The organism is Streptomyces europaeiscabiei (assembly GCF_001550375.1).
In the GTDB taxonomy this organism is placed as follows: Bacteria; Actinomycetota; Actinomycetes; order Streptomycetales; family Streptomycetaceae; genus Streptomyces; species Streptomyces europaeiscabiei.
Map to the genome: position 1 here is coordinate 1 of NZ_LRTR01000501.1, position 22,387 is coordinate 22,387.

Below are 22,387 nucleotides of genomic sequence, written 5' to 3' on the forward strand. Positions count from 1 at the left end.
CGGCGCCCGGCACCGCCTGCCCGCCGCGGCCTCCCTCGACAGGGTCCTCGTCGGCGCCGCTCCCGGCGGCCGCAGCCTCACCGCCTTCGTCCCCGTGGCCACCGGCCGCCCCCTCGCCCTGCGCCTCCACCAGGCCCTGTACGCCACCCGCGAGGCCATCGACTACCAGCGCGCCACCGGCGGCATGGACGCCTTCGACGGCGCTGTCGAGGCCGGGGTCAGCCACGAGCTGACCGAGGCCCTCGTCACCCTCGTCCGCGGCACCGAGGGCGCCCGCGTCGCCGTCGACTGGGCGCCTGCCGCCGGGGTCCCCGAGGGGGGCGCGACACCGGCCGAGCCCGTCGAGTTCTCACCGGGCGACCTGCCCGTGCTGCGCGAGGCCGGGGCCCGCTATCTGCGCGAGGAACCCTCGATGCCGGTGCGGATCACCGGGGCCGTCGTGCGGATGCGCCGGTCGGGGGCGCGCGGCGAGGGCACCGTACGGATGCGGGTCATCGCCGGCGCCGAGGTCCCGCACGTCCGCATGACCCTGGACGAGGAGTCGTACCGGATAGCGGGGCAGGCCCATCTCGTGGGACTGCCGGTCCGGGTGCACGGGCGGCTGGAGAGCCGGGGCGGGTTCCGGCGGCTCACGAACGCCGACGGGATCGCACCCGTGCAGGTCGACGAGGCGGAGCGGGACCGGCTGATGAAGTCGCTCCAGGAGACCGCGGAGATCACGGCCTTCTTCGAGGAGGCCTGCGGAGGGGACTGAGGTATCTGTTTCGCGAGGAGCACCCCGGGCTCGGTACGATCCTTCCCAATGGCCCAGGCGCAGCAGACGACCGGGCCACCCCTTCAGGTAGGAGAAACCGGTGTCCGACGTCCGTGTGATCATCCAACGCGATTCCGAGCGGGACGAGCGTGTGGTGACGACGGGCACTACGGCCGCCGACCTCTTCGCCGGCGAGCGCACCGTCGTCGCCGCCCGCGTGGCCGGTGAGCTGAAGGACCTCGCGTACGAGGTGCGGGACGGCGAGACCGTCGAGGCCGTGGAGATCTCCTCCGAGGACGGCCTCAACATCCTGCGCCACTCCACCGCGCACGTCATGGCCCAGGCCGTGCAGGAGCTGTACCCCGAGGCGAAGCTGGGCATCGGCCCGCCGGTCCGGGACGGGTTCTACTACGACTTCGACGTCGAGAAGCCGTTCACGCCCGAGGATCTCAAGGCCGTCGAGAAGAAGATGCAGGAGATCCAGAAGCGCGGCCAGCGCTTCTCGCGCCGCGTCGTCACCGACGAGGCCGCCCGCGAGGAGCTGGGACACGAGCCGTACAAGCTGGAGCTGATCGGCCTCAAGGGCTCGGCCTCCTCCGACGACGGCGCGGACGTCGAGGTCGGCGCCGGCGAGCTGACGATCTACGACAACCTGGACGCCAAGACCGGTGACCTGTGCTGGAAGGACCTCTGCCGCGGTCCCCACCTGCCCACCACCCGCAACATCCCGGCGTTCAAGCTGATGCGCAACGCCGCCGCGTACTGGCGCGGCAGCGAGAAGAACCCGATGCTCCAGCGCATCTACGGCACCGCCTGGCCCTCCAAGGAGGAGCTGAAGGCGCACCTCGACTTCCTCGCCGAGGCCGAGAAGCGCGACCACCGCAAGCTGGGCAACGAACTCGACCTGTTCTCCATCCCCGACGAGATCGGCTCCGGCCTCGCCGTCTTCCACCCCAGGGGCGGCATCATCCGCCGGGTCATGGAGGACTACTCGCGCCGCCGCCACGAGGAGGAGGGGTACGAGTTCGTCTACACCCCGCACGCCACGAAGGGGAAGCTCTTCGAGGTCTCGGGCCACCTGGACTGGTACGCCGACGGCATGTACCCGCCCATGCAGCTCGACGAGGGCGTGGACTACTACCTCAAGCCCATGAACTGCCCGATGCACAACCTGATCTTCGACGCGCGCGGCCGCTCGTACCGTGAACTGCCGCTGCGCCTCTTCGAGTTCGGGACCGTGTACCGGTACGAGAAGTCCGGCGTCGTGCACGGCCTGACCCGTGCCCGCGGCTTCACCCAGGACGACGCGCACATCTACTGCACCCGCGAGCAGATGGCGGACGAGCTCGACAAGACGCTCACCTTCGTCCTGAACCTGCTGCGCGACTACGGCCTCACGGACTTCTACCTGGAGCTCTCCACCAAGGACCCGGAGAAGTTCGTCGGCTCGGACGAGGCGTGGGAGGAGGCCACGGAGACGCTCCGCCAGGTCGCCGAGAAGCAGGGCCTCCCGCTCGTCCCGGACCCGGGCGGCGCGGCGTTCTACGGTCCGAAGATCTCGGTCCAGGCGAAGGACGCGATCGGCCGCACCTGGCAGATGTCCACGGTCCAGCTCGACTTCAACCTGCCCGAGCGCTTCGACCTGGAGTACACCGGCCCGGACGGCTCCAAGCAGCGCCCGGTCATGATCCACCGCGCGCTCTTCGGCTCGATCGAGCGCTTCTTCGCCGTCCTCCTGGAGCACTACGCGGGCGCGTTCCCGGCCTGGCTGGCGCCCGTCCAGGCGGTCGGCATCCCGATCGGCGACGCGCACGTGGAGTACCTGCAGAAGTTCGCCGCCGAGGCGAAGAAGAAGGGGCTGCGCGTCGACGTCGACGCCTCCTCCGACCGTATGCAGAAGAAGATCCGCAACGCCCAGAAGGCCAAGGTGCCCTTCATGGTCATCGCGGGCGACGAGGACATGGCGGCCGGCGCCGTCTCCTTCCGCTACCGCGACGGCTCCCAGGAGAACGGCATCCCCGTCGAGGAGGCCATCGCGAAGATCGCGAAGGTCGTGGAGGACCGCGTCCAGATCTGAGGGGTACGGCCTGCGGGCGGCGTGGTGCGGCGTGCGGGAGCACGTGGGTGACGCGGCGCAGGCGAGCGCGTGATCGACAGGCCCCCGGGGTTCAGTTTCCCGGGGGCCTTCGCTCGTCCTCCCGTGCGAACACCTGCAGCAGCCACGACGAGAACGACCCCGTCACCGCTCCGAGCAGCGCGAGACCGCAGGCCATCAGGAACACGGCGATCAGCCGCCCCATCGGGGTCACGGGTGTGGCGTCCCCGTACCCCACCGTGGAGAGCGTGGCGCAGGCCCACCACACGGAGTCCCCGAAGGTCAGGATCGTCGCGCCGGGGGCCGTGTGCTCCTGCTGGTAGACGGCGAGGGCGGCGGTGAAGCCGAGCAGGGTCGCCGACAGGCCCGCGTAGACGGCCACGCGCGCGTGCAGGGAGAGCCGGGGCCGGTCGTGGCGACGCTGCACTTTGTCGTGGATCTGCACCACGCGCAGGGGCCGCAGCAGCGGCAGTACCACCACGAGCGTGTCGAGCCAGTGCACGCGGACGAATCTCGGGCCCAGCCCGCTCAGCCGCCAGCGCACCGCGTAGTCGATGACGAAGACCGTCCAGGTCAGCAGGGTCACCGCCAGACAGAGGTCGAGCCAGCCACGGGGGAGGTCGTGGGCGAGCACCCGTACCGTGTACGAGGCGAGGAAGAGGGCCGACGCCCCGGCGAGGACGCGTCCGGTGCGCTGCTCCCAGCGGAGCGCGCGGCTGTCGAGGTCCATCGCCTCAGCTTGGCCCCGCCCGTCCCGCCCCGGTACCCGGCGACACGCCGCGAACGGGCGAAGTCATATGCTGCACTGCATGACGAGTGAGCCGGAGCAGCAGATCGGAGTGGGAACGCAGGACGCGTTCCAGCGCCTGTGGACGCCCCACCGGATGGCGTACATCCAGGGTGAGAACAAGCCGACCGGCCCCGGCGCCGACGACGGCTGTCCGTTCTGCTCGATTCCGGCGAAATCGGATGAGGACGGCCTGATCATCAGGCGCGGGGAGCACGTGTACGCGGTGCTCAACCTCTACCCGTACAACGGCGGCCACCTCATGGTCGTGCCCTACCGGCACGTCGCCGACTACACGGATCTCACCGGGCCGGAGACCATCGAGCTGGCCGAGCTGACCAAGCAGTCCATGACCGCCCTGCGCACCGCCTCCGGCGCCCACGGCTTCAACATCGGCATGAACCAGGGGACGGTCGCGGGAGCGGGCATCGCGGCCCATCTGCACCAGCACATCGTCCCTCGCTGGGGCGGCGACACCAACTTCATGCCGGTCGTCGGCCACACGCGGATCCTGCCCCAACTCCTGGCCGACACGAGGAAGATGCTCGCGGAGGCCTGGCCGACGGTGTGAGCGCCGGGGCAGGTGGTCGTATCGGCTGCGGGCCTGGAGGACGACGGTCCTGCGGGCCGAAAAGCACGGGGCGCAACCCTCTGCTTTTCAGGGGCGCGGGGAACTGCGCGACCGGCCCCCACCGGACCCGCACCCGACAACGAACCCCAACCCCGCGCCCCCTCGTCCTGCCGAGCGAGCGCGGCGCTCACGCGTCGTAGAGGTCGGCCTTCCGCGGCGTCGGGTCCTGCACCGCCCCGCTGAGGAACCCGGCCCGCGAGCCGAACTTCTCGGTGTCCACGCCGTTGTCCTTGAGGACCTTGATCGCGGCGTTGTGCACCACGCGGAGCACGGGCGTGGCGGCGCGCAGCGCGTCGTCGGCCATGAAGCGGTGCCGCCACGGCTGGTCGGCCCAGGCGTGCCGCAGGCCGAACGGCTCGGGCAGGCCCATGGAGCCGCCGAGCCAGTTGAGCAGCGGCGGATACCAGGTCAGCGGGGCGCGCGCGGCGAGCCGTACGACCTCGTCCGCGTCGACGAGGGGGAGCTTCACCTTGCGGGTCTCCCAGAACCTCAGCGACTTCTGGACTTCCTTCTCCTTGGCCGCCGGCCCGGTCGTGAACAGTCCGTGCACCGGGCCCAGGGCGTGCCCGGTGACCTCGATGCGCAGCGTCTGGTGCAGCACGGTGACCGTGACCATCATGGTGATGATCAACTGGCCGTCCCACAGAGTCCACTGGACACCCAGGTAGTGCCGGTTGCCACTGCCGAAGTGCTGCTTGTTGCAGATCTCCTGTATCGCGTGGTTCTTGTACTGGTAGGCGTCCACGTCGGTGCTGTCGGGCCTGGCCACCGCGCCGGCGCCCTCGCCGATGGGGCTGACGACCCAGTGCTTGATGGAGGGCGCCGTGAAACCACCGGTGTTGAGAGGGGTGCGCTCCAGCATGCGCAGCTGGTCGTGGATGGAGCGTATGACGTCCCAGCTGCGGAACGGGTGGATCTCCTTGCCGGAGTCGGCCGGCACGAGGTCCTCGGCGAGCTGCCAGGCGCCCCAGCGGGTGCCCATGCCGAGGATGCCCTTGGGGCCGGCGTAGAAGACGAGGTTGGAGCGCTGTTCTGCGCTGAGCCGGGCGAGCTCCTTGCGCAGCTGCTCGGCCTTGGTCTCGTTGGGGCTGCCGGGCACGGCCTCGGGGATCTTGGCCCCGACGCCACCGCCGGCCAGCAGGCCGGACCAGCGGTCCCGTAGATCCGTGGCGGCGCGCTCGCAGATCTGCTTGGCCCAGAACCAGCCGACCACCGGCAGCACGACGCACGCACGCGCGTACCAGGCCCAGATGCCCTCGAACGGCATCTTGAGCAGGAAGATCACGGCGAGGGCGCCCACGGCGACCAGCAGCGTGGTGCCGAGTGCGCCGGCGCGCTTGTCACGCTTGGCGACCGTCGTGCGGATCTGGAAGACCAGCAGCCAGAGAAGCAGTCCGGGCAGGAAGAGCAGGCCGCACAGGACCATCACCGCCGAGAGCCAGTTGTCGCGCTCCCGGCGGATGTTGTTCGCCGCGAGGCAGTGCTCGACGACGACCTGCGGCTCCATGCCGAACGACTGGATGAGCGGTTTGCGGCCCGCGCCGACCATCCGGTCCCGCACCGCGAGGGAGAACGCCTCCCCGAGGTTCGGCCGGAAGATGGTCGCCCACTTGCGGCCCGGTTTGACCGTGGACTTGTGCCAGTCGTTGTTGGCCTTGAGGATCTCCGCGATCTCGTTGTCCCGGTAGGCCGCGGACGCCAGGGCGTACGTCGCCGCGGTCTGGCCCGCGGTGCCCGTCAGCGGCACCTGTGCCCCGGGAGTGAAATCGAAATTGTCCGCCACCGCCGCCGCCCCCATCGCCGCACACTCGCTCCTGCGGCTCTTCCCGACTTCCGTGCTCCGCACACCTGTTGATCAGGTCATAACCCGATCCGGTCCTGATCGAGCCATACTTGTCGATCAGGTGATCAGCGTATCCGCAGCCATGGACATCGCGCGGTGCGAAGAACGGACATTCACTCAATCCACGGGCCGTGCACCGACCTTGTCCCGCCCCACAGCCGTCGGCGGACGGCCGGAGCCGTCCGCCGACAGGACGCCGGACCTTCCCTCGATCCCGAACCGTCAGTGCTCCTTGGTCTGTTCGCGGACCTTCTCGGCCACATGGGAGGGCATCGGCTCGTGCCGCGTGTACCGGCGGCCGAAGCGCGCGGTGCCGTGGGACAGGGAGCGCAGATCGACGGCGTACCGGTCGATCTCGATCTCCGGTACCTCGGCCCGGACGAGGGTGCGCCCGCCGCCCGCCTGCTCGGTGCCGACGACCCGGCCACGCCGCCCGGACAGGTCGCTCATCACGGGGCCCACGTACGAGTCGCCGACCAGGACCGACACCTCGGCCACCGGCTCCAGGAGGTGGATCTTCGCGTCCACCGCGGCCTCGCGCAGCGCCAGTGCGCCCGCCGTCTGGAACGCGGCGTCCGAGGAGTCCACCGAGTGCGCCTTGCCGTCCCGCAGCGTGATCCGTACGTCGATGAGCGGATAGCCGGCCGCGACGCCCTTGGCCGCCTGCGCCCGCACCCCCTTCTCGACGGACGGGATGAACTGCCTCGGCACCGCGCCGCCGACGATTTTGTCGACGAACTCGATGCCCGAGCCGCCCGGCAGCGGCTCCACCTCGATCTCGCAGATCGCGTACTGCCCGTGTCCGCCGGACTGCTTCACATGCCGGCCCCGCCCGGCCGACCTGTCGGCGAACGTCTCCCGCAGGGAGACCCTGTGCGGTACGACGTCGACCTGGACGCCGTACCGGCTGCGCAGCCGTTCCAGCGCCACGTCGGCGTGCGCCTCGCCCAGGCACCACAGGACCACCTGGTGGGTGTCCTGGTTCTGTTCGAGCCGCATGGTCGGGTCCTCGGCGACGAGCCGGGCGAGCCCCTGGGAGAGTTTGTCCTCGTCGGCCTTGCTGTGTGCCTGGATGGCGAGCGGCAGTAGCGGGTCGGGCATTTCCCACGGCTCCATGAGCAACGGGTCGTCCTTGGCCGAAAGGGTGTCCCCGGTCTCCGCGCGGTTCAGCTTCGCCACACACGCCAGGTCGCCCGCGATGCAGTGCGTGAGCGTCCGCTGCTGCTTCCCGAACGGTGTGGACAGGGCGCCGATCCGCTCGTCGACGTCGTGGTCCTCGTGCCCCCGGTCGGTGAGCCCGTGCCCGGAGACGTGCACCGTCTCGTCGGGATGCAGGGTCCCGGAGAAGACCCGTACCAGCGAGATACGGCCCACGTAGGGGTCGCTGGCGGTCTTCACGACCTCGGCGACCAGTGGTCCGTCCGGGTCGCAGGCCGCCTTGATCTCGCGGGGCGTGCCCTCGGGGGTGGTGACCGCGGGCGTCTCGCGCTCCAGGGGAGTGGGGAAGCCGCCGGTGACCAGTTCGAGGAGTTCGACCGTGCCGAGGCCCTGTTTGGCACCGTCGGCCGCGGGGGCGGCGGCCAGCACCGGATGGAAGACCCCGCGGGCGACGGCCCGTTCCAGGTCGTCGACGAGGGTCGTGACGTCGATCTCCTCGCCGCCGAGATAGCGGTCCATGAGGGTCTCGTCCTCACTCTCGGCGATGATCCCCTCGATGAGCCGGTTGCGGGCCTCCTCGATCGTCGGCAGCTGCTCGGGGCCCGGCTCGGACTCCTTGCGCTCACCGGAGGAGTAGTCGAACAGCTTCTGCGACAGCAGCCCGGTCAGCCCGGTCACGGGCGCGTGCCCGTCCGGGCCCTGCGGACCGTGCAGCGGCAGATAGAGCGGCAGTACGGCGTCCGGGTCGTCCCCGCCGAACGTCTCCGCGCAGATCCTGGTCATCTCCTCGAAGTCCGCCCGCGCGGCCTCCAGATGTGTGACCACGATCGCCCGTGGCATGCCGACCGCCGCGCACTCCTCCCACACCATGCGGGTCGAGCCGTCGACGCCGTCCGAGGCCGAGACCACGAAAAGGGCCGCGTCCGCCGCTCGCAGACCGGCCCTGAGTTCCCCGACGAAGTCGGCGTATCCGGGTGTGTCCAGAAGATTGATCTTGTACCCGCCCCATTCGACGGGGACGAGGGAGAGCTGCACCGAGCGTTGCTGCCGGTGTTCGATCTCGTCGTAGTCGGAGACGGTGCCGCCGTCCTCCACACGGCCCGCCCGGTTCACCGCTCCCGCCGTCAGCGCGAGAGCCTCCACCAGAGTCGTCTTGCCCGATCCGGAGTGGCCGACCAGCACCACATTCCGTACGGACGCGGGGTGGTCGGCCGCCGTAGCCCTGCCGGCGGCTCCGGGGTGTGCGTTCGCCTTGTCGCCCATGGTCCTGCCTCCCGTGCACGGTGAGGTCACTGTGGGCGCGGACATGCGGATCCGCGTGCGGTGGCGGCTCCGATGACGCCCGCGGTGCCTTCGAGCTTTGCACCCGCGTCACCGCGCGTCCATACGAGGGACGCGATCGCTCCCCGCGGCCCGGGTACGGCCCGGTACGCCCGCTGCGCGATCCCGCCGTGCCACCGGCGCCATCAGGACAAGACACGGCGGGCTGATGCCCGACGGTCGCACACGCGCGCGCGTGGCTACGATGGGCCAGCCGGATGGCCAGCAGGGGCCACGCGGCGACACCGACCCTCGGGAAGGCCATGCTGAACAAGTACGCGCGTGCATTCTTCACGCGTGTCCTCACACCGTTCGCCGCGTTTCTGATCCGCAGGGGCGTGAGCCCCGACACGGTCACACTCCTCGGCACCGCCGGAGTGATCGCGGGAGCGCTGGTCTTCTACCCCCGGGGCGAGTTCTTCTGGGGCACGATCGTCATCACCCTCTTCGTGTTCTCCGACCTCGTCGACGGCAACATGGCCCGCCAGATGGGCCGCTCCAGCCGCTGGGGCGCCTTCCTCGACTCCACGCTCGACCGGGTCGCCGACGGCGCGATCTTCGGCGGTTTCGCCCTCTGGTACGCCGGCAAGGGCGACGACCTCGCCCTGTGCGCCGTCTCGATCTTCTGTCTGGCGAGCGGCCAGGTGGTGTCGTACACCAAGGCGCGCGGTGAGTCGATCGGTCTGCCGGTGGCGGTCAACGGACTCGTGGAGCGTGCCGAGCGCCTGGTGATCTCGCTGGTCGCGGCCGGACTCTCGGGCCTGCACGCGTTCGGCGTGCCCGGAATCGAGGTCCTGCTGCCCATCGCGCTGTGGATCGTCGCCGTCGGCAGCCTCGTCACGCTGATCCAGCGTGTCGTCACCGTCCGCCGCGAGTCCGCCGAGGCCGAGGCCGAGGCCGAGGCGGCCGCCCAGGAGGCGCCCGACACCGCCCGGAACAGCGAGGCGACCCCGTGAGCGCTCTGCGGGAGCGGCTGACCGACGGGCTGTACGGCCTCGGCTGGGGCACCGTCAAGAAGCTCCCGGAGCCCGTCGCCGTGCGCCTCGGCCGGACCATCGCCGACGCCACCTGGAAGCGGCGCGGCCCCCTCGTGCGCCGGCTGGAGGCCAACTACGCGCGCGTGGTGCCGGGCGCGAGCCCTGAGCGCCTCGCCGAGCTGTCCCGCGCGGGCATGCGCTCCTACCTGCGCTACTGGATGGAGTCATTCCGCCTCCCCGCCTGGAGCGAGGAGCGCATCAGGACCGGCTTCGACTGCAAGGACGTGCACCACCTCACCGACGGCCTCGCCTCGGGCCGGGGCGTCGTGCTCGCGCTGCCGCACCTGGCCAACTGGGACCTCGCCGGCGCCTGGGCCACCACCGAGCTGAAGACCCCGTTCACGACGGTCGCCGAGCGCCTCAAGCCCGAGACGCTCTACGACCGCTTCGTCGCCTACCGCGAGGGCCTGGGCATGGAGGTCCTGCCGCACAATGGCGGCTCCGCCTTCGGCACCCTCGCACGGCGGCTGCGCGACGGGGGCATGGTCTGCCTGGTGGCCGACCGCGACCTGTCCGCGTCCGGCGTCGAGGTCGACTTCTTCGGCGAGCCGGCCCGGATGCCCGCCGGGCCGGCCCTCCTCGCCCAGCAGACCGGCGCGCTGCTGCTGCCGGTGACGCTCTGGTACGACGACTCGCCCGTCATGCGGGGCCGCGTGCACGCCCCGATCGAGGTACCCGAGACAGGTACCCGCGCCGAGAAGACGTCTGTCATGACACAGGCGCTGGCAGACGCCTTCGCCACCGGCATCGCCGACCACCCGGAGGATTGGCACATGCTCCAGCGCTTGTGGCTCGCGGACCTGGACCCCGCGAAGAGCCCCGACGGCCCCGCGATCCCCGCGACGGGTTCGGACAGCGGTTCCGAGACGGCCACGGAGCCCGGTTCCGAGAAGGGACGCCCGTGAAGATCGGGATCGTCTGCCCGTACTCCTGGGATGTGCCCGGGGGAGTCCAGTTCCACATCCGCGACCTGGCCGACCACCTCATCCGCCTCGGCCACGAGGTGTCGGTGCTCGCCCCCGCCGACGACGACACCCCGCTGCCGCCGTACGTCGTCTCCGCGGGCCGCGCGGTCCCGGTGCCGTACAACGGCTCGGTGGCCCGCCTGAACTTCGGTTTCCTGTCGGCGGCCCGGGTACGGCGCTGGCTGCACGACGGCACGTTCGACGTGATCCACATCCATGAGCCGGCCTCCCCCTCGCTCGGCCTGCTGGCCTGCTGGGCCGCGCAGGGTCCGATCGTCGCCACGTTCCACACCTCCAACCCGCGCTCCCGGGCGATGATCGCCGCGTACCCGATCCTGCAGCCCGCGCTGGAGAAGATCAGTGCGCGGATCGCGGTGAGCGAGTACGCCCGCCGCACCCTCGTCGAACACCTGGGCGGCGACGCGGTCGTCATCCCGAACGGCGTGGACGTCGACTTCTTCGCCCGCGCCAAGCCCAACCCGGACTGGCAGGGCGAGACCCTCGGCTTCGTCGGCCGCATCGACGAACCCCGCAAGGGCCTGCCGGTACTGATGAGGGCCCTGCCGAAGATCCTCGCCGAGCGCCCCCGGACCCGGCTGCTGGTCGCCGGGCGCGGCGACGAGGAGGAGGCCGTCGAGACGCTGCCCAAGGAGCTGCGCCCGCGCGTCGAGTTCCTCGGCATGGTCAGCGACGAGGACAAGGCCCGCTTCCTGCGCAGCGTCGACGTCTACGTCGCCCCCAACACCGGCGGCGAGAGCTTCGGCATCATCCTCGTCGAGGCCATGTCCGCCGGAGCCCCCGTCCTCGCCTCCGACCTCGACGCCTTCGCCCAGGTCCTCGACCAGGGCGGCGCGGGCGAACTCTTCGCCAACGAGGACGCGGACGCCCTGGCGGCGGCCGCCGTACGCCTGCTCGGCGACCCGGGCCGGCGCGCCGAGCTCCGCGAGCGGGGCAGCGCCCACGTCCGGCGGTTCGACTGGTCGACCGTCGGTGCGGACATTCTCGGCGTCTACGAGACCGTCACGGAGGGCGCGGCCTCGGTGGCGGCGGACGAACGAACCGGATTGCGGGCGCGGTTGGGGTTCGCCCGGGACTGATGCCGGGCTTTGCGTTTCGCCCTTGCCACCCTTGCCGCCCCTGCCGCCCCTACCCGTCCCATCCCTGAGGGCTGCGCCCCCGGACCCCCGCCGCGGTGGGTTCTTCGCCGCGGGTGTGTGGGGCCGGTCGCGCGGTTCCCCGCGCCCCTGGCGGGGCGCTGAACTCGTACGTGGCTGTGGTGGACACCGGTAGTAGCCTTGCCGCCCGTGACTTCGACACTCATCTGGATCGCGGTCGTCCTCTTCGCGATCGGCCTCTACCTGAGCTGGACCGCGGGACGCCTCGACCGACTGCACGCGCGCATCGACGCCGCCCGCGCCGCGCTCGACGCGCAGCTGCTGCGCCGCGCTTCGGTCGCCCAGGAGCTGGCCACGTCCGGGGTGCTGGACCCGGCCGCCTCGATCGTCCTCTACGAGGCGGCGCACGCGGCGCGGCAGGCCGAGGAGGAACAGCGCGAGGTCGCCGAGAGCGAGCTCAGCCAGGCGCTGCGGGCCGTGTTCGCGGACGCGCAGCAGATGGAGGTGGTGCGCGAGGCCCCCGGTGGTGAGGACGCCGCGAACGAACTGGCCCAGGCCGTCCGCCGGGTCCCCATGGCCCGCCGCTTCCACAACGACGCCGTACGCGCGGCCCGCGCCCTCCGTCGCCACCGCACGGTCCGCTGGTTCCGCCTGGCCGGCCACGCACCCTTCCCGCTGGCCTTCGAGATGGACGACGAGCCCCCGGCGGCCGTCGCGGAAAGACCAACCACGTAACCCCCTCAGGGGCGCGAGGAACTGCGCGACCAGCCCCCGCCCACCCGCACCCGCACCCGAAGAACCCACCCCTCGGGGGCGAAGGGGCAGCGCCCCTGGGGACGGGAACGGGGAGGGGCGGCGGAGGCGAAGAAGGCCCAGCTCAGCCACGATCGTGCCGGAAAACGAGCCACCGCCTCCCCATTGGCCCTTGCAGTGGCCTGGTCCCCTCGCGTTTCCTCGGAGCTTGCAGAAACCCCCTTCCCCGAGCGAGGTCAATCCCGTGTCCAGCACGCTCTCCAGCCCCTCCGCCCAGACCCCCGAGACCGGCACCGCCCGCGTGAAGCGCGGCATGGCCGAGCAGCTCAAGGGCGGTGTGATCATGGACGTCGTCAACGCCGAACAGGCCAAGATCGCCGAGGACGCGGGCGCGGTCGCGGTCATGGCCCTCGAGCGGGTCCCCGCCGACATCCGCAAGGACGGCGGCGTGGCCCGGATGTCCGACCCGGACATGATCGAGGGCATCATCGAGGCCGTCTCCATCCCGGTCATGGCCAAGTCCCGCATCGGCCACTTCGTCGAGGCCCAGGTCCTGCAGTCCCTCGGCGTGGACTACATCGACGAGTCCGAGGTCCTCACCCCGGCCGACGAGGTCAACCACTCCGACAAGTGGGCCTTCACGACCCCCTTCGTCTGCGGCGCCACCAACCTCGGCGAGGCCCTGCGTCGCATCGCCGAGGGCGCCGCCATGATCCGCTCCAAGGGCGAGGCCGGCACCGGCAACGTCGTCGAGGCCGTCCGTCACCTGCGCCAGATCAAGAACGAGATCGCCAAGCTGCGCGGCTTCGACAACAACGAGCTGTACGCCGCCGCCAAGGAGCTGCGCGCCCCGTACGAGATCGTCAAGGAGGTCGCCGAGCTCGGCAAGCTCCCGGTCGTCCTGTTCTCCGCCGGCGGTGTGGCCACCCCCGCCGACGCCGCGCTGATGCGCCAGCTCGGCGCCGAGGGCGTCTTCGTCGGCTCCGGCATCTTCAAGTCCGGCGACCCGGCCAAGCGCGCCGCCGCCATCGTGAAGGCCACCACCTTCTACGACGACCCGAAGATCATCGCGGACGCCTCCCGCAACCTGGGCGAGGCCATGGTCGGCATCAACTGCGACACCCTCCCCGAGGCCGAGCGCTACGCGAACCGGGGCTGGTAAGCACCCATGAGCGACACCCCCGTCATAGGCGTCCTGGCCCTCCAGGGCGACGTACGGGAGCACCTCGTCGCCCTGGCTGCGGCCGATGCCGTGGCCAGGCCGGTGCGGCGCCCCGAGGAACTCGCCGAGGTGGACGGCCTCGTCATCCCCGGCGGCGAGTCCACCACCATCTCCAAGCTGGCCGTCCTCTTCGGCGTGATGGAACCCCTCCGCGCGCGCGTGCATGACGGCATGCCCGTCTACGGCACCTGCGCCGGACTGATCATGCTGGCCGACAAGATCCTCGACCCCCGCTCGGGCCAGGAGACCATCGGCGGCATCGACATGATCGTGCGCCGCAACGCCTTCGGCCGCCAGAACGAGTCCTTCGAAGCGGCGGTCGACGTGCGGGGCGTCGAGGGCGCTCCCGTGGAGGGCGTCTTCATCCGCGCCCCCTGGGTCGAATCCGTGGGCGCGCGGACCGAGGTGCTCGCCGAGCACGACGGCCACATCGTCGCCGTACGCCAGGGCAACGCCCTCGCCACGTCGTTCCACCCGGAGCTGACCGGCGACCACCGGCTGCACGCCCTCTTCGTCGAGATGGTGCGCGCGAACCGGGCGGCGGAGTCCTTGTAGGATCTCTCGGGTTCGTACGGAGTTGGGTTACGCGAAGGAGACAGGCAGATGTCCGGCCACTCTAAATGGGCTACGACGAAGCACAAGAAGGCCGTGATCGACGCCAAGCGCGGCAAGCTTTTCGCGAAGCTGATCAAGAACATCGAGGTCGCGGCCCGGATGGGCGGCATCGACATCGAGGGCAACCCGACTCTCTACGACGCCATCCAGAAGGCCAAGAAGCAGTCGGTCCCGAACAAGAACATCGACTCCGCGGTCAAGCGCGGTGGCGGTCTTGAGGCCGGTGGCGCCGACTACGAGACGATCATGTACGAGGGCTACGGTCCGAACGGTGTCGCGGTGCTCATCGAGTGCCTCACCGACAACCGCAACCGCGCCGCCTCCGACGTCCGCGTCGCCATGACCCGCAACGGTGGCTCGATGGCGGACCCGGGCTCGGTCTCGTACCTCTTCAACCGCAAGGGCGTCGTGATCGTCCCCAAGGGCGAGCTGTCCGAGGACGACGTCCTCGAGGTCGTGCTCGACGCGGGTGCCGAGGAGGTCAACGACCTGGGTGAGGCCTTCGAGGTGCTCAGCGAGGCCACCGACATGGTCGCGGTCCGCACCTCCCTCCAGCAGGCCGGGATCGACTACGACTCGGCCGAGGCCAACTTCGTCCCGACCATGCAGGTCGAGCTGGACGAGGAGGGCGCCCGGAAGATCTTCAAGCTGATCGACGCCCTGGAGGACAGCGACGACGTCCAGAACGTCTTCGCCAACTTCGACGTGAGCGACGACGTCATGGCCAAGGTCGACGCGTAGCGCTCCGCGAGCCGAGCCGAACGGGCTCCACGGCCGATGGGCTTCGACGGGCCGACGGGACACACCCCGTCGGCCCGTCGCGTTCTCGGCTGTTGTCAGTGGCACCCGATAGCCTGCACAAACAGGTGATCGATGGGAGGGGCGCGTGCGCGTACTGGGGGTGGACCCGGGGCTGACCCGTTGCGGTGTCGGGGTCGTGGAAGGCGTCGCCGGACGGCCGCTCACCATGCTCGGCGTCGGTGTCGTCCGTACGCCCGCGGACGTGGAGTTGGGGCTTCGTCTCGTCGCGATCGAGCAGGGCATCGAGCAGTGGCTCGACGAACACCGCCCCGAATTCGTCGCCGTGGAACGGGTGTTCAGCCAGCACAACGTACGGACGGTCATGGGCACCGCCCAGGCCAGCGCCGTCGCCATGCTGTGTGCCGCGCGCCGCGGCATCCCCGTCGCCCTGCACACGCCCAGCGAGGTCAAGGCCGCCGTCACGGGCAGCGGCCGCGCCGACAAGGCTCAGGTCGGCGCCATGATCACTCGTCTCCTCCGGCTCGATGCACCTCCGAAACCGGCGGACGCCGCCGACGCCCTCGCCCTCGCCATCTGCCACATCTGGCGGGCCCCCGCGCAGAACCGCCTCCAGCAGGCCGTCGCCCTGCAGGCGACCAGAGCAGCGAACACCTCGCGCGCCGCGAACACCCCGCGCGCATCGAACGCATCGAACGCACTGAAAGGCCGTACGGCATGATCGCCTTCGTCAGCGGCACGGTCGCCGCACTCGCTCCCGACACAGCGGTGGTCGAGGTGGGCGGGGTCGGCATGGCCCTGCAGTGCACGCCGAACACGCTGTCCACGCTGCGGCTCGGTCAGCCGGCCAAGCTCGCCACCTCCCTCGTCGTACGGGAGGACTCGCTGACGTTGTACGGGTTCATGGACGACGACGAGCGTCAGGTCTTCGTGCTGCTGCAGACCGCGAGCGGTGTCGGCCCCCGCCTCGCCCAGGCGATGCTCGCCGTGCACACCCCCGACGCCCTGCGCCGGGCGGTGGCCACCGGTGACGAGAAGGCGCTGATCGCCGTCCCCGGCATCGGCAAGAGGGGCGCCCAGAAGTTGCTGCTCGAACTGAAGGACCGCCTCGGCGAGCCGATCGGCGCCCCCGCGATCGGCGCCCCGGTCACCCAGGGCTGGCGCGACCAGTTGCACGCCGCCCTGATCGGCCTCGGATACGCCACCCGCGAGGCCGACGAGGCGGTGTCGGCCGTGGCCCCCCAGGCCGAGGCCGCCGAAGGCACGCCCCAGGTGGGCCAGTTGCTGAAGGCCGCCCTCCAGACCCTCAACAGAGCCCGCTGACCGGCGAGTCGAGGCCCTCGTGCGAAATCCGTACGACGGGTACGGCCCACCCGCTCCGACCGCGACCGCGAGGCACGCGCGATGCTGTGTCTGTGCGGGGGCGCAGCACCTGAAAGCGGCCTCCGGCCGCGGGCCGGACCCCCGGCCGAACCGAACGCACCCGGCACGCCCCTGCGAGGAGAGCTTCAGTGAACTGGGACGACACGACCGACGACACCGCCTCCGAGCGGCTGGTGGGCTCTGTCGCCGACGGTGAGGACCAGGCCGTCGAGGCCGCCCTGCGCCCCAAGGACCTGGACGAGTTCATCGGTCAGGAGAAGGTCCGCGAACAGCTCGACCTGGTCCTGCGGGCGGCACGCGCGCGAGGGGCCACCGCCGACCACGTCCTGCTCTCCGGTGCCCCGGGCCTCGGCAAGACCACCCTCTCGATGATCATCGCGGCCGAGATGGGCGCCCCCATCCGCATCACCTCCGGCCCGGCCATCCAGCACGCCGGAGACCTGGCCGCGATCCTCTCCTCCCTCCAGGAGGGCGAGGTCTTCTTCCTCGACGAGATCCACCGCATGTCCCGGCCGGCCGAGGAGATGCTGTACATGGCGATGGAGGACTTCCGCGTCGACGTGATCGTCGGCAAGGGCCCCGGCGCCACGGCGATCCCCCTCGAACTGCCGCCCTTCACCCTGGTCGGCGCCACCACGCGCGCGGGGCTGCTGCCGCCGCCGCTGCGCGACCGCTTCGGCTTCACCGCGCACATGGAGTTCTACGAGCCCGCCGAGCTGGAGCGGGTCATCCACCGTTCGGCGAACCTCCTCGACGTCGAGATCGACACGGACGGCGCCGCCGAGATCGCGGGCCGCTCGCGCGGCACGCCCCGTATCGCCAACCGTCTGCTGCGCCGCGTACGGGACTACGCGCAGGTCAAGGCAGATGGCTTCATCACCCGCGACATCGCCGCGGCCGCCCTCGCCGTGTACGAGGTGGACGCCCGCGGCCTCGACCGCCTAGACCGGGGCGTCCTCGAAGCCCTGCTCAAGCTCTTCGGCGGCGGACCGGTCGGTCTCTCCACGCTCGCCGTCGCCGTGGGGGAGGAGCGCGAGACCGTCGAGGAGGTCGCCGAGCCCTTCCTCGTCCGCGAGGGACTCCTCGCCCGAACCCCCCGTGGCCGGGTGGCTACGCCCGCCGCGTGGGCCCACCTCGGACTCACCCCGCCACGCGGTACGACCGGCGGAAACGGACAACAGGACCTGTTCGGGGCGTGACCGTCTCGTGACGGCGCGGTACTCGCCCGTCATGGAACCCCGGTGACATGCTGTGCGTTGTTCCATCACGGTGGACTCGCTTAGACTCCGCCGATGCCGCCCCTGTCGGCAGCACACATACCCCCATCCATCAGGCCGCTCGCCATCGCGGTCATGTGAAGGAAGTTCCGACCCGTGAGTCTCGTGACCCTCCTCCCGTTCATCGTGCTCATCGGGGCCATGATCCTGATGACCCGATCGGCCAAGAAGAAGCAGCAGCAGGCCGTCGACATGCGGAACCAGTTGCAGCCCGGTTCCGGCGTCCGGACGATCGGGGGCATGTACGCGACCGTCAAGGAGGTCAGCGAGGACACGCTGCTCCTCGATGCCGGGCCGGGCGTCGAGCTGCTGTTCGCCAAGAACGCCATCGGTGCCGTCCTCAGCGACGAGGAGTACAACCGCATCGTCCACGGCATCGAGCACGACCTGAAGTCCGACGTCGTCCCGGACGACGCCTCCTCCCTCACCGAGACCGACGAGCCCTCCGACGACGCTTCCGCCGCTTCCGACGACAAGCCCATCGACCTCGGCAAGAAGGACGCGTCCGACGACGCGACCGACGAGACCGCCGAGCCGAAGGCCGCCGACGAGACCGCCGAGTCGAAGGCCGCCGACAAGGCCGCCGAAGCAGAGCCGAAGAAGACCGACGGCGAGTCCGACGCGAAGTAGTCACGTCCCGGGAGTGCGAGCGAGAACCGCCCGCGCCCCGGGCACGTGCCGTTTTCGCCCGGATTCCCGACACCAGTCATGGCCGTCCCCGCGCTGACCCCGCGCACGGCGGCCCGAGAGGGAGTACGAGAAGGTGGCAGCACCGAAGAAGGGCCGGAGCGCCAGCGCCCAGAGCAAGCCTGGGCGCGCGCTGGCCCTCATCCTGATCGCCCTTGTGGCGCTCACCGGGGGAATGTTCGCCTCCGGACACACCACTCCGCGTCTCGGCATCGACCTCGCCGGTGGTACGAGCATCACACTGACGGCGATCAACGAGCCCGGCCAGCCCGACGCGATCAACAAGACCAACATGGACACCGCGGTAGAGATCATGAACCGCCGTGTCAACGGTCTGGGTGTGTCCGAGGCGGAGGTCCAGACCCAGGGCCGTGACAACATCATTGTCAACATTCCCAAGGGCACGGATTCCGAAGAGGCCCGGGACCAGGTCGGCACCACCGCGAAGCTGTACTTCCGCCCGGTTCTGCAGAGCCAGATCGGCGCCGGAGCGACCCAGACCCCGAGCGGCTCGCCGAGCACCAGCCCCAGTGGCAGCGGCTCGCCGAGCCCGTCGAGCTCCGACGGCAAGGACGAGGCGACCTCGCCCGAGTCCGGTGACTCCGCCGGCCCGTCGTCGTCCGCCACGTCCCAGGGCCGTGCGGTCACCGACGCGCTGAAGGCCGACCCCACGCCGTCCGGCAGCGGCTCCGCGTCCGCCAAGGCCTCCGACAAGGCCTCGCCGTCGGCGAGCCCGAGCGTCGACGCGGCGACCCAGGCGCTCCAGGCCAAGTTCACCGCCCTCGACTGCAACGACCCCAAGCAGCGCGCCAAGGCCGGCAAGGGCAAGACCACCGACATCGTCGTGGCCTGCGGCCAGGACAACGGCAGCTGGAGCAAGTTCGTGCTCGGCCCGGTCGGGGTCGACGGCACCGAGGTCGAGAAGGCCCAGGCGCTGCTCGACACCCAGAACGGCACCGGCTGGCAGGTCGTCATGGACTTCGACTCCAAGGGAGAGAAGAAGTTCGCCGACATCACCGGCCAGCTGGCGAGCCAGACCGCCCCGCAGAACGAGTTCGCGATCGTCCTCGACGACGAGGTCGTCTCCCACCCCTACGTGCGCGCGGCGGTCACCGGCGGCAAGGCCGAGATCTCCGGCAGCTTCACGCAGGAGGAGGCCCAGAACCTCGCCAACATGCTGTCGTACGGCGCGCTCCCGCTGACCTTCAAGGAGTCCAGCGTCACCACCGTCAGCCCCGCGCTCGGCGATGACCAGCTGCACGCCGGTCTGATCGCCGGTGCGATCGGACTGGCCCTGGTCATGATCTACCTGGTCGCCTACTACCGCGGTCTGTCGCTGATCGCCATCGCCTCGCTGTTGGTCTCGGCCGCCCTGACCTACGTGCTCATGGCGCTGCTCGGCCCGACCATCGGCTTCGCACTGAACCTCCCGGCGGTCTGCGGTGCGATCGTCGCGATCGGTATCACGGCGGACTCGTTCATCGTGTACTTCGAACGCGTACGGGACGAGATCCGCGAGGGCCGCACCCTGCGCCCCGCCGTCGAGCGGGCCTGGCCGCGCGCCCGGCGCACCATCCTGGTCTCCGACTTCGTGTCGTTCCTCTCCGCCGCGGTGCTCTTCATCGTCACCGTCGGCAAGGTCCAGGGCTTCGCGTTCACGCTCGGTCTGACGACCGTGCTCGACGTCGTGGTCGTCTTCTTCTTCACGAAGCCGCTGCTGACGCTGCTGGCCCGCACGAAGTTCTTCGGGAACGGCCACACCTGGTCCGGTCTCGACCCGAAGCGACTGGGCGCCCGGCCGCCGCTGCGCCGCACCCGCCGTCCCGCCGTCCCCGCCGACCCGAAGGAGGCCTGAGATGTCGAAGCTCGGTGACCTCGGAGCCCGACTCCACCGCGGCGAGGTCGGTTACGACTTCGTCGGCAACCGCAAGATCTGGTACGGCGTCTCGATCCTGATCACCATCACGGCCATCCTCGGCCTGGCGGTGCGCGGCCTGAGCATGGGCATCGAGTTCCAGGGCGGCGCCGTCTTCACCACGGAGCGGACCAGCATCTCGGTCACCCAGGCCGAGACGTTCGCGGAGGAGGCCTCCGGCCACGACGCGATCGTGCAGAAGCTCGGCAACGACACCCTGCGCATCCAGATCTCCGGTGTGGACACGACCAAGTCCGACGAGATCAAGCAGTCGCTCGCCAAGGACCTCAAGGTCGACGCGGACACGATCAACGCCGACCTGGTCGGCCCCAGCTGGGGTGAGCAGATCGCCACCAAGGCCTGGCAGGGCCTCGCGATCTTCCTGGTCCTCGTGGTGATCTATCTGGCGATCGCGTTCGAGTTGCGCATGGCCATCGCCGCGTTCGTCGCCCTGATCCACGACATCACCATCACGATCGGCATCTACGCCCTCGTCGGCTTCGAGGTGACGCCGGGCACGGTGATCGGTCTGCTCACGATCCTCGGTTACTCGCTCTACGACACGGTCGTCGTCTTCGACAGCCTCAAGGAGCAGACGAAGGACATCACCAAGCAGAACCGCTGGACGTACGCCGAGATCGCCAACCGTTCGATCAACAGCACCCTGGTGCGGTCGATCAACACCACGGTGGTCGCGCTGCTGCCGGTCGCCGGCCTGCTGTTCATCGGTGGCGGTGTCCTCGGCGCGGGCATGCTCAACGACATCTCGCTGTCGCTGTTCGTCGGCCTCGCGGCCGGTGCCTACTCGTCGATCTTCATCGCCACGCCGCTCGTCGCCGACCTCAAGGAGCGCGAGCCGCAGTTGAAGGCGCTCAAGAAGCGCGTACTCGCCAAGCGGGCCCAGGCCGAGCACGACGAGGAGCCGGAGGCCGACGGTCAGTACGACGACGAGTCGGCCGACGCCACCCCCGCGGTGGTCGGCCCGCGCGCCCAGTCCGGCAGCCGCAGCCGCGGCCGGGGTGGCAAGCGGCGATGACGGACATCAAGGAGCTGTTGCTCAGCCGCATCCGTGACGTCGCGGACCACCCCGAGCCGGGCGTGATGTTCAAGGACATCACCCCGTTGCTGGCCGACCCGGCGGCGTTCACCGCGCTGACGGACGCGCTGGCGGAACTGACCGTGCGGCACGGCGCCACGAAGATCGTCGGCCTGGAGGCCCGGGGCTTCATCCTGGGAGCCCCGGCCGCGATCCGGGCCGGCGTCGGCTTCATCCCCGTACGCAAGGCGGGCAAGCTCCCCGGAGCCACGCTCAGCCAGGCCTACGACCTGGAGTACGGCTCCGCCGAGATCGAGGTGCACGCCGAGGACCTGGCCGTGGGCGACCGCGTCATGGTCATCGACGACGTCCTCGCCACCGGCGGCACCGCCGAGGCCTCCCTCCAGCTGATCCGCCGCGCGGGCGCCGAGGTCGCCGGCGTCGCGGTGCTGATGGAGCTGTCCTTCCTGACGGGCCGGCAGCGCCTGGAGTCCGCGCTGGCCGGGGCCCCGCTGGAGGCCCTGATCACCGTCTGACACACAGCGGACGACCGCACGTCGGGCGCCCCGGGATTCTTCCCGGGGCGCCCGACGTGCGGTCGTCCCGTGAACGGAACGGTCCCGCGCCCCCTTACGCCACCCCACCGGCCCGCCGAGCGCGCGCCGAAGGGACGCGGGGAACCGCGCGAGCAACCCACACGACCGCACCGACCGACCACCGGCCGCCCCGCTGCGCACGCCCCCGGGGCGGCCCCAGGAATCCGCGGTGCGCCCCTCGCGTTCCATGGGTAGACGTCCCTCACAGTGGCCTGAAGGCGAGTCTGGGACGCGGGATCGCTACCATGGGTGCTCCGGAGCCTGACCGGGGGACCCGGATCGCGTACGAGGAGTCCTCTTGGCAGACGAGGCCCAGCACCTGACCGCCGCCAAGCCCGAGTCCGCCTCGGGCCAAGCGGCCCAGCCCGCGCAGGACGCGACGCACCCCGCGACGGCGTCCACGCAGGGCCCGGTCGAGCATGCCCAGTCCGCGCCCGCC

The 22,387-nt window shown here is 70.6% G+C and carries 19 protein-coding genes and 1 pseudogene; 17 read left to right on the forward strand and 3 right to left on the reverse strand.

Features of this window, described 5'->3' with window-relative positions; genetic code table 11:
* Nucleotides 1-754 (forward strand): annotated as a pseudogene (locus AWZ10_RS24015) (hypothetical protein); the annotation flags it as partial.
* A 100-nt stretch (nt 755-854) separates the two neighbouring features.
* Nucleotides 855-2,831, forward strand: coding sequence for a threonine--tRNA ligase (gene thrS, locus AWZ10_RS24020; protein ID WP_046706317.1), 1,977 nt, complete (start codon nt 855-857; stop codon nt 2,829-2,831).
* Nucleotides 2,832-2,922: 91 nt separating this feature from the next.
* On the opposite strand, the gene AWZ10_RS24025 is transcribed toward thrS, so the two are convergent.
* A complete protein-coding gene (locus AWZ10_RS24025) occupies nt 2,923-3,579 on the reverse strand; it encodes a potassium channel family protein (protein ID WP_046706316.1) in 657 nt (218 codons plus the stop codon).
* Between the two features lie 67 nt (nt 3,580-3,646).
* On the opposite strand from AWZ10_RS24025, the gene AWZ10_RS24030 reads away from it, so the two are divergent.
* The gene (locus AWZ10_RS24030; protein WP_037701534.1) at nt 3,647-4,207 is read left to right on the forward strand and encodes an HIT family protein; all 561 of its coding nucleotides are present in this window, start codon (nt 3,647-3,649) and stop codon (nt 4,205-4,207) included.
* A 187-nt stretch (nt 4,208-4,394) separates the two neighbouring features.
* Here AWZ10_RS24030 and AWZ10_RS24035 read toward each other — a convergent pair whose 3' ends face one another.
* Nucleotides 4,395-6,065, reverse strand: a complete 1,671-nt coding sequence (locus tag AWZ10_RS24035; RefSeq protein ID WP_046708977.1) for a hypothetical protein — start codon at nt 6,063-6,065, stop codon at nt 4,395-4,397.
* A 267-nt stretch (nt 6,066-6,332) separates the two neighbouring features.
* Nucleotides 6,333-8,531 carry an elongation factor G-like protein EF-G2 gene (locus AWZ10_RS24040; protein WP_060892014.1) on the reverse strand — a complete coding sequence of 733 codons (2,199 nt, stop codon included), beginning with the start codon at nt 8,529-8,531 and terminating at the stop codon, nt 6,333-6,335.
* A gap of 275 nt (nt 8,532-8,806) precedes the next feature.
* Here AWZ10_RS24040 and pgsA point away from each other — a divergent pair, with 275 nt between their 5' ends.
* The 14 genes from pgsA to AWZ10_RS24110 all read left to right on the forward strand — a co-directional run bounded on the left by pgsA (nt 8,807) and on the right by AWZ10_RS24110 (nt 21,888).
* Complete coding sequence (pgsA, locus tag AWZ10_RS24045) at nt 8,807-9,544, forward strand: phosphatidylinositol phosphate synthase (RefSeq protein ID WP_046708979.1); 738 nt, start codon at nt 8,807-8,809, stop codon at nt 9,542-9,544.
* Nucleotides 9,541-10,530: a phosphatidylinositol mannoside acyltransferase gene (locus tag AWZ10_RS24050; protein WP_046708980.1), complete on the forward strand. Its 990-nt coding sequence runs from the start codon at nt 9,541-9,543 to the stop codon at nt 10,528-10,530. The genes pgsA and AWZ10_RS24050 overlap by 4 nt, the downstream gene beginning before the upstream one ends.
* The gene (locus AWZ10_RS24055; RefSeq protein WP_060892016.1) at nt 10,527-11,687 is read left to right on the forward strand and encodes a glycosyltransferase family 4 protein; all 1,161 of its coding nucleotides are present in this window, start codon (nt 10,527-10,529) and stop codon (nt 11,685-11,687) included. The genes AWZ10_RS24050 and AWZ10_RS24055 overlap by 4 nt, the downstream gene beginning before the upstream one ends.
* 207 nt (nt 11,688-11,894) lie before the next feature.
* The gene (locus AWZ10_RS24060; protein ID WP_060892017.1) at nt 11,895-12,440 is read left to right on the forward strand and encodes a LemA family protein; all 546 of its coding nucleotides are present in this window, start codon (nt 11,895-11,897) and stop codon (nt 12,438-12,440) included.
* 262 nt (nt 12,441-12,702) lie between these two features.
* Complete coding sequence (gene pdxS, locus AWZ10_RS24065) at nt 12,703-13,620, forward strand: pyridoxal 5'-phosphate synthase lyase subunit PdxS (protein WP_037701515.1); 918 nt, start codon at nt 12,703-12,705, stop codon at nt 13,618-13,620.
* A gap of 6 nt (nt 13,621-13,626) precedes the next feature.
* Nucleotides 13,627-14,235: a pyridoxal 5'-phosphate synthase glutaminase subunit PdxT gene (gene pdxT / locus AWZ10_RS24070; RefSeq protein ID WP_046704888.1), complete on the forward strand. Its 609-nt coding sequence runs from the start codon at nt 13,627-13,629 to the stop codon at nt 14,233-14,235.
* Between the two features lie 48 nt (nt 14,236-14,283).
* Nucleotides 14,284-15,036, forward strand: coding sequence for a YebC/PmpR family DNA-binding transcriptional regulator (locus tag AWZ10_RS24075; RefSeq protein ID WP_046704889.1), 753 nt, complete (start codon nt 14,284-14,286; stop codon nt 15,034-15,036).
* Nucleotides 15,037-15,181: 145 nt separating this feature from the next.
* Nucleotides 15,182-15,775 carry a crossover junction endodeoxyribonuclease RuvC gene (gene ruvC, locus AWZ10_RS24080; protein ID WP_046704890.1) on the forward strand — a complete coding sequence of 198 codons (594 nt, stop codon included), beginning with the start codon at nt 15,182-15,184 and terminating at the stop codon, nt 15,773-15,775.
* Nucleotides 15,772-16,377: a Holliday junction branch migration protein RuvA gene (gene ruvA / locus AWZ10_RS24085; protein ID WP_046704891.1), complete on the forward strand. Its 606-nt coding sequence runs from the start codon at nt 15,772-15,774 to the stop codon at nt 16,375-16,377. Before ruvC ends, ruvA begins: the two co-directional genes overlap by 4 nt.
* 188 nt (nt 16,378-16,565) lie before the next feature.
* Complete coding sequence (gene ruvB / locus AWZ10_RS24090) at nt 16,566-17,636, forward strand: Holliday junction branch migration DNA helicase RuvB (protein WP_037701499.1); 1,071 nt, start codon at nt 16,566-16,568, stop codon at nt 17,634-17,636.
* Nucleotides 17,637-17,810: 174 nt separating this feature from the next.
* Nucleotides 17,811-18,344, forward strand: a complete 534-nt coding sequence (gene yajC / locus AWZ10_RS24095) for a preprotein translocase subunit YajC (protein WP_046704892.1) — start codon at nt 17,811-17,813, stop codon at nt 18,342-18,344.
* Between the two features lie 133 nt (nt 18,345-18,477).
* Nucleotides 18,478-20,256 carry a protein translocase subunit SecD gene (gene secD / locus AWZ10_RS24100; protein ID WP_046704893.1) on the forward strand — a complete coding sequence of 593 codons (1,779 nt, stop codon included), beginning with the start codon at nt 18,478-18,480 and terminating at the stop codon, nt 20,254-20,256.
* Between the two features lies 1 nt (nt 20,257).
* Entirely contained in the window at nt 20,258-21,352 is a 1,095-nt protein-coding gene (gene secF, locus AWZ10_RS24105) for a protein translocase subunit SecF (protein WP_046704894.1), read from the forward strand.
* Nucleotides 21,349-21,888, forward strand: a complete 540-nt coding sequence (locus AWZ10_RS24110) for an adenine phosphoribosyltransferase (RefSeq protein WP_046704895.1) — start codon at nt 21,349-21,351, stop codon at nt 21,886-21,888. The genes secF and AWZ10_RS24110 overlap by 4 nt, the downstream gene beginning before the upstream one ends.
* The last annotated feature ends 499 nt before the right edge of the window (nt 21,889-22,387 follow it).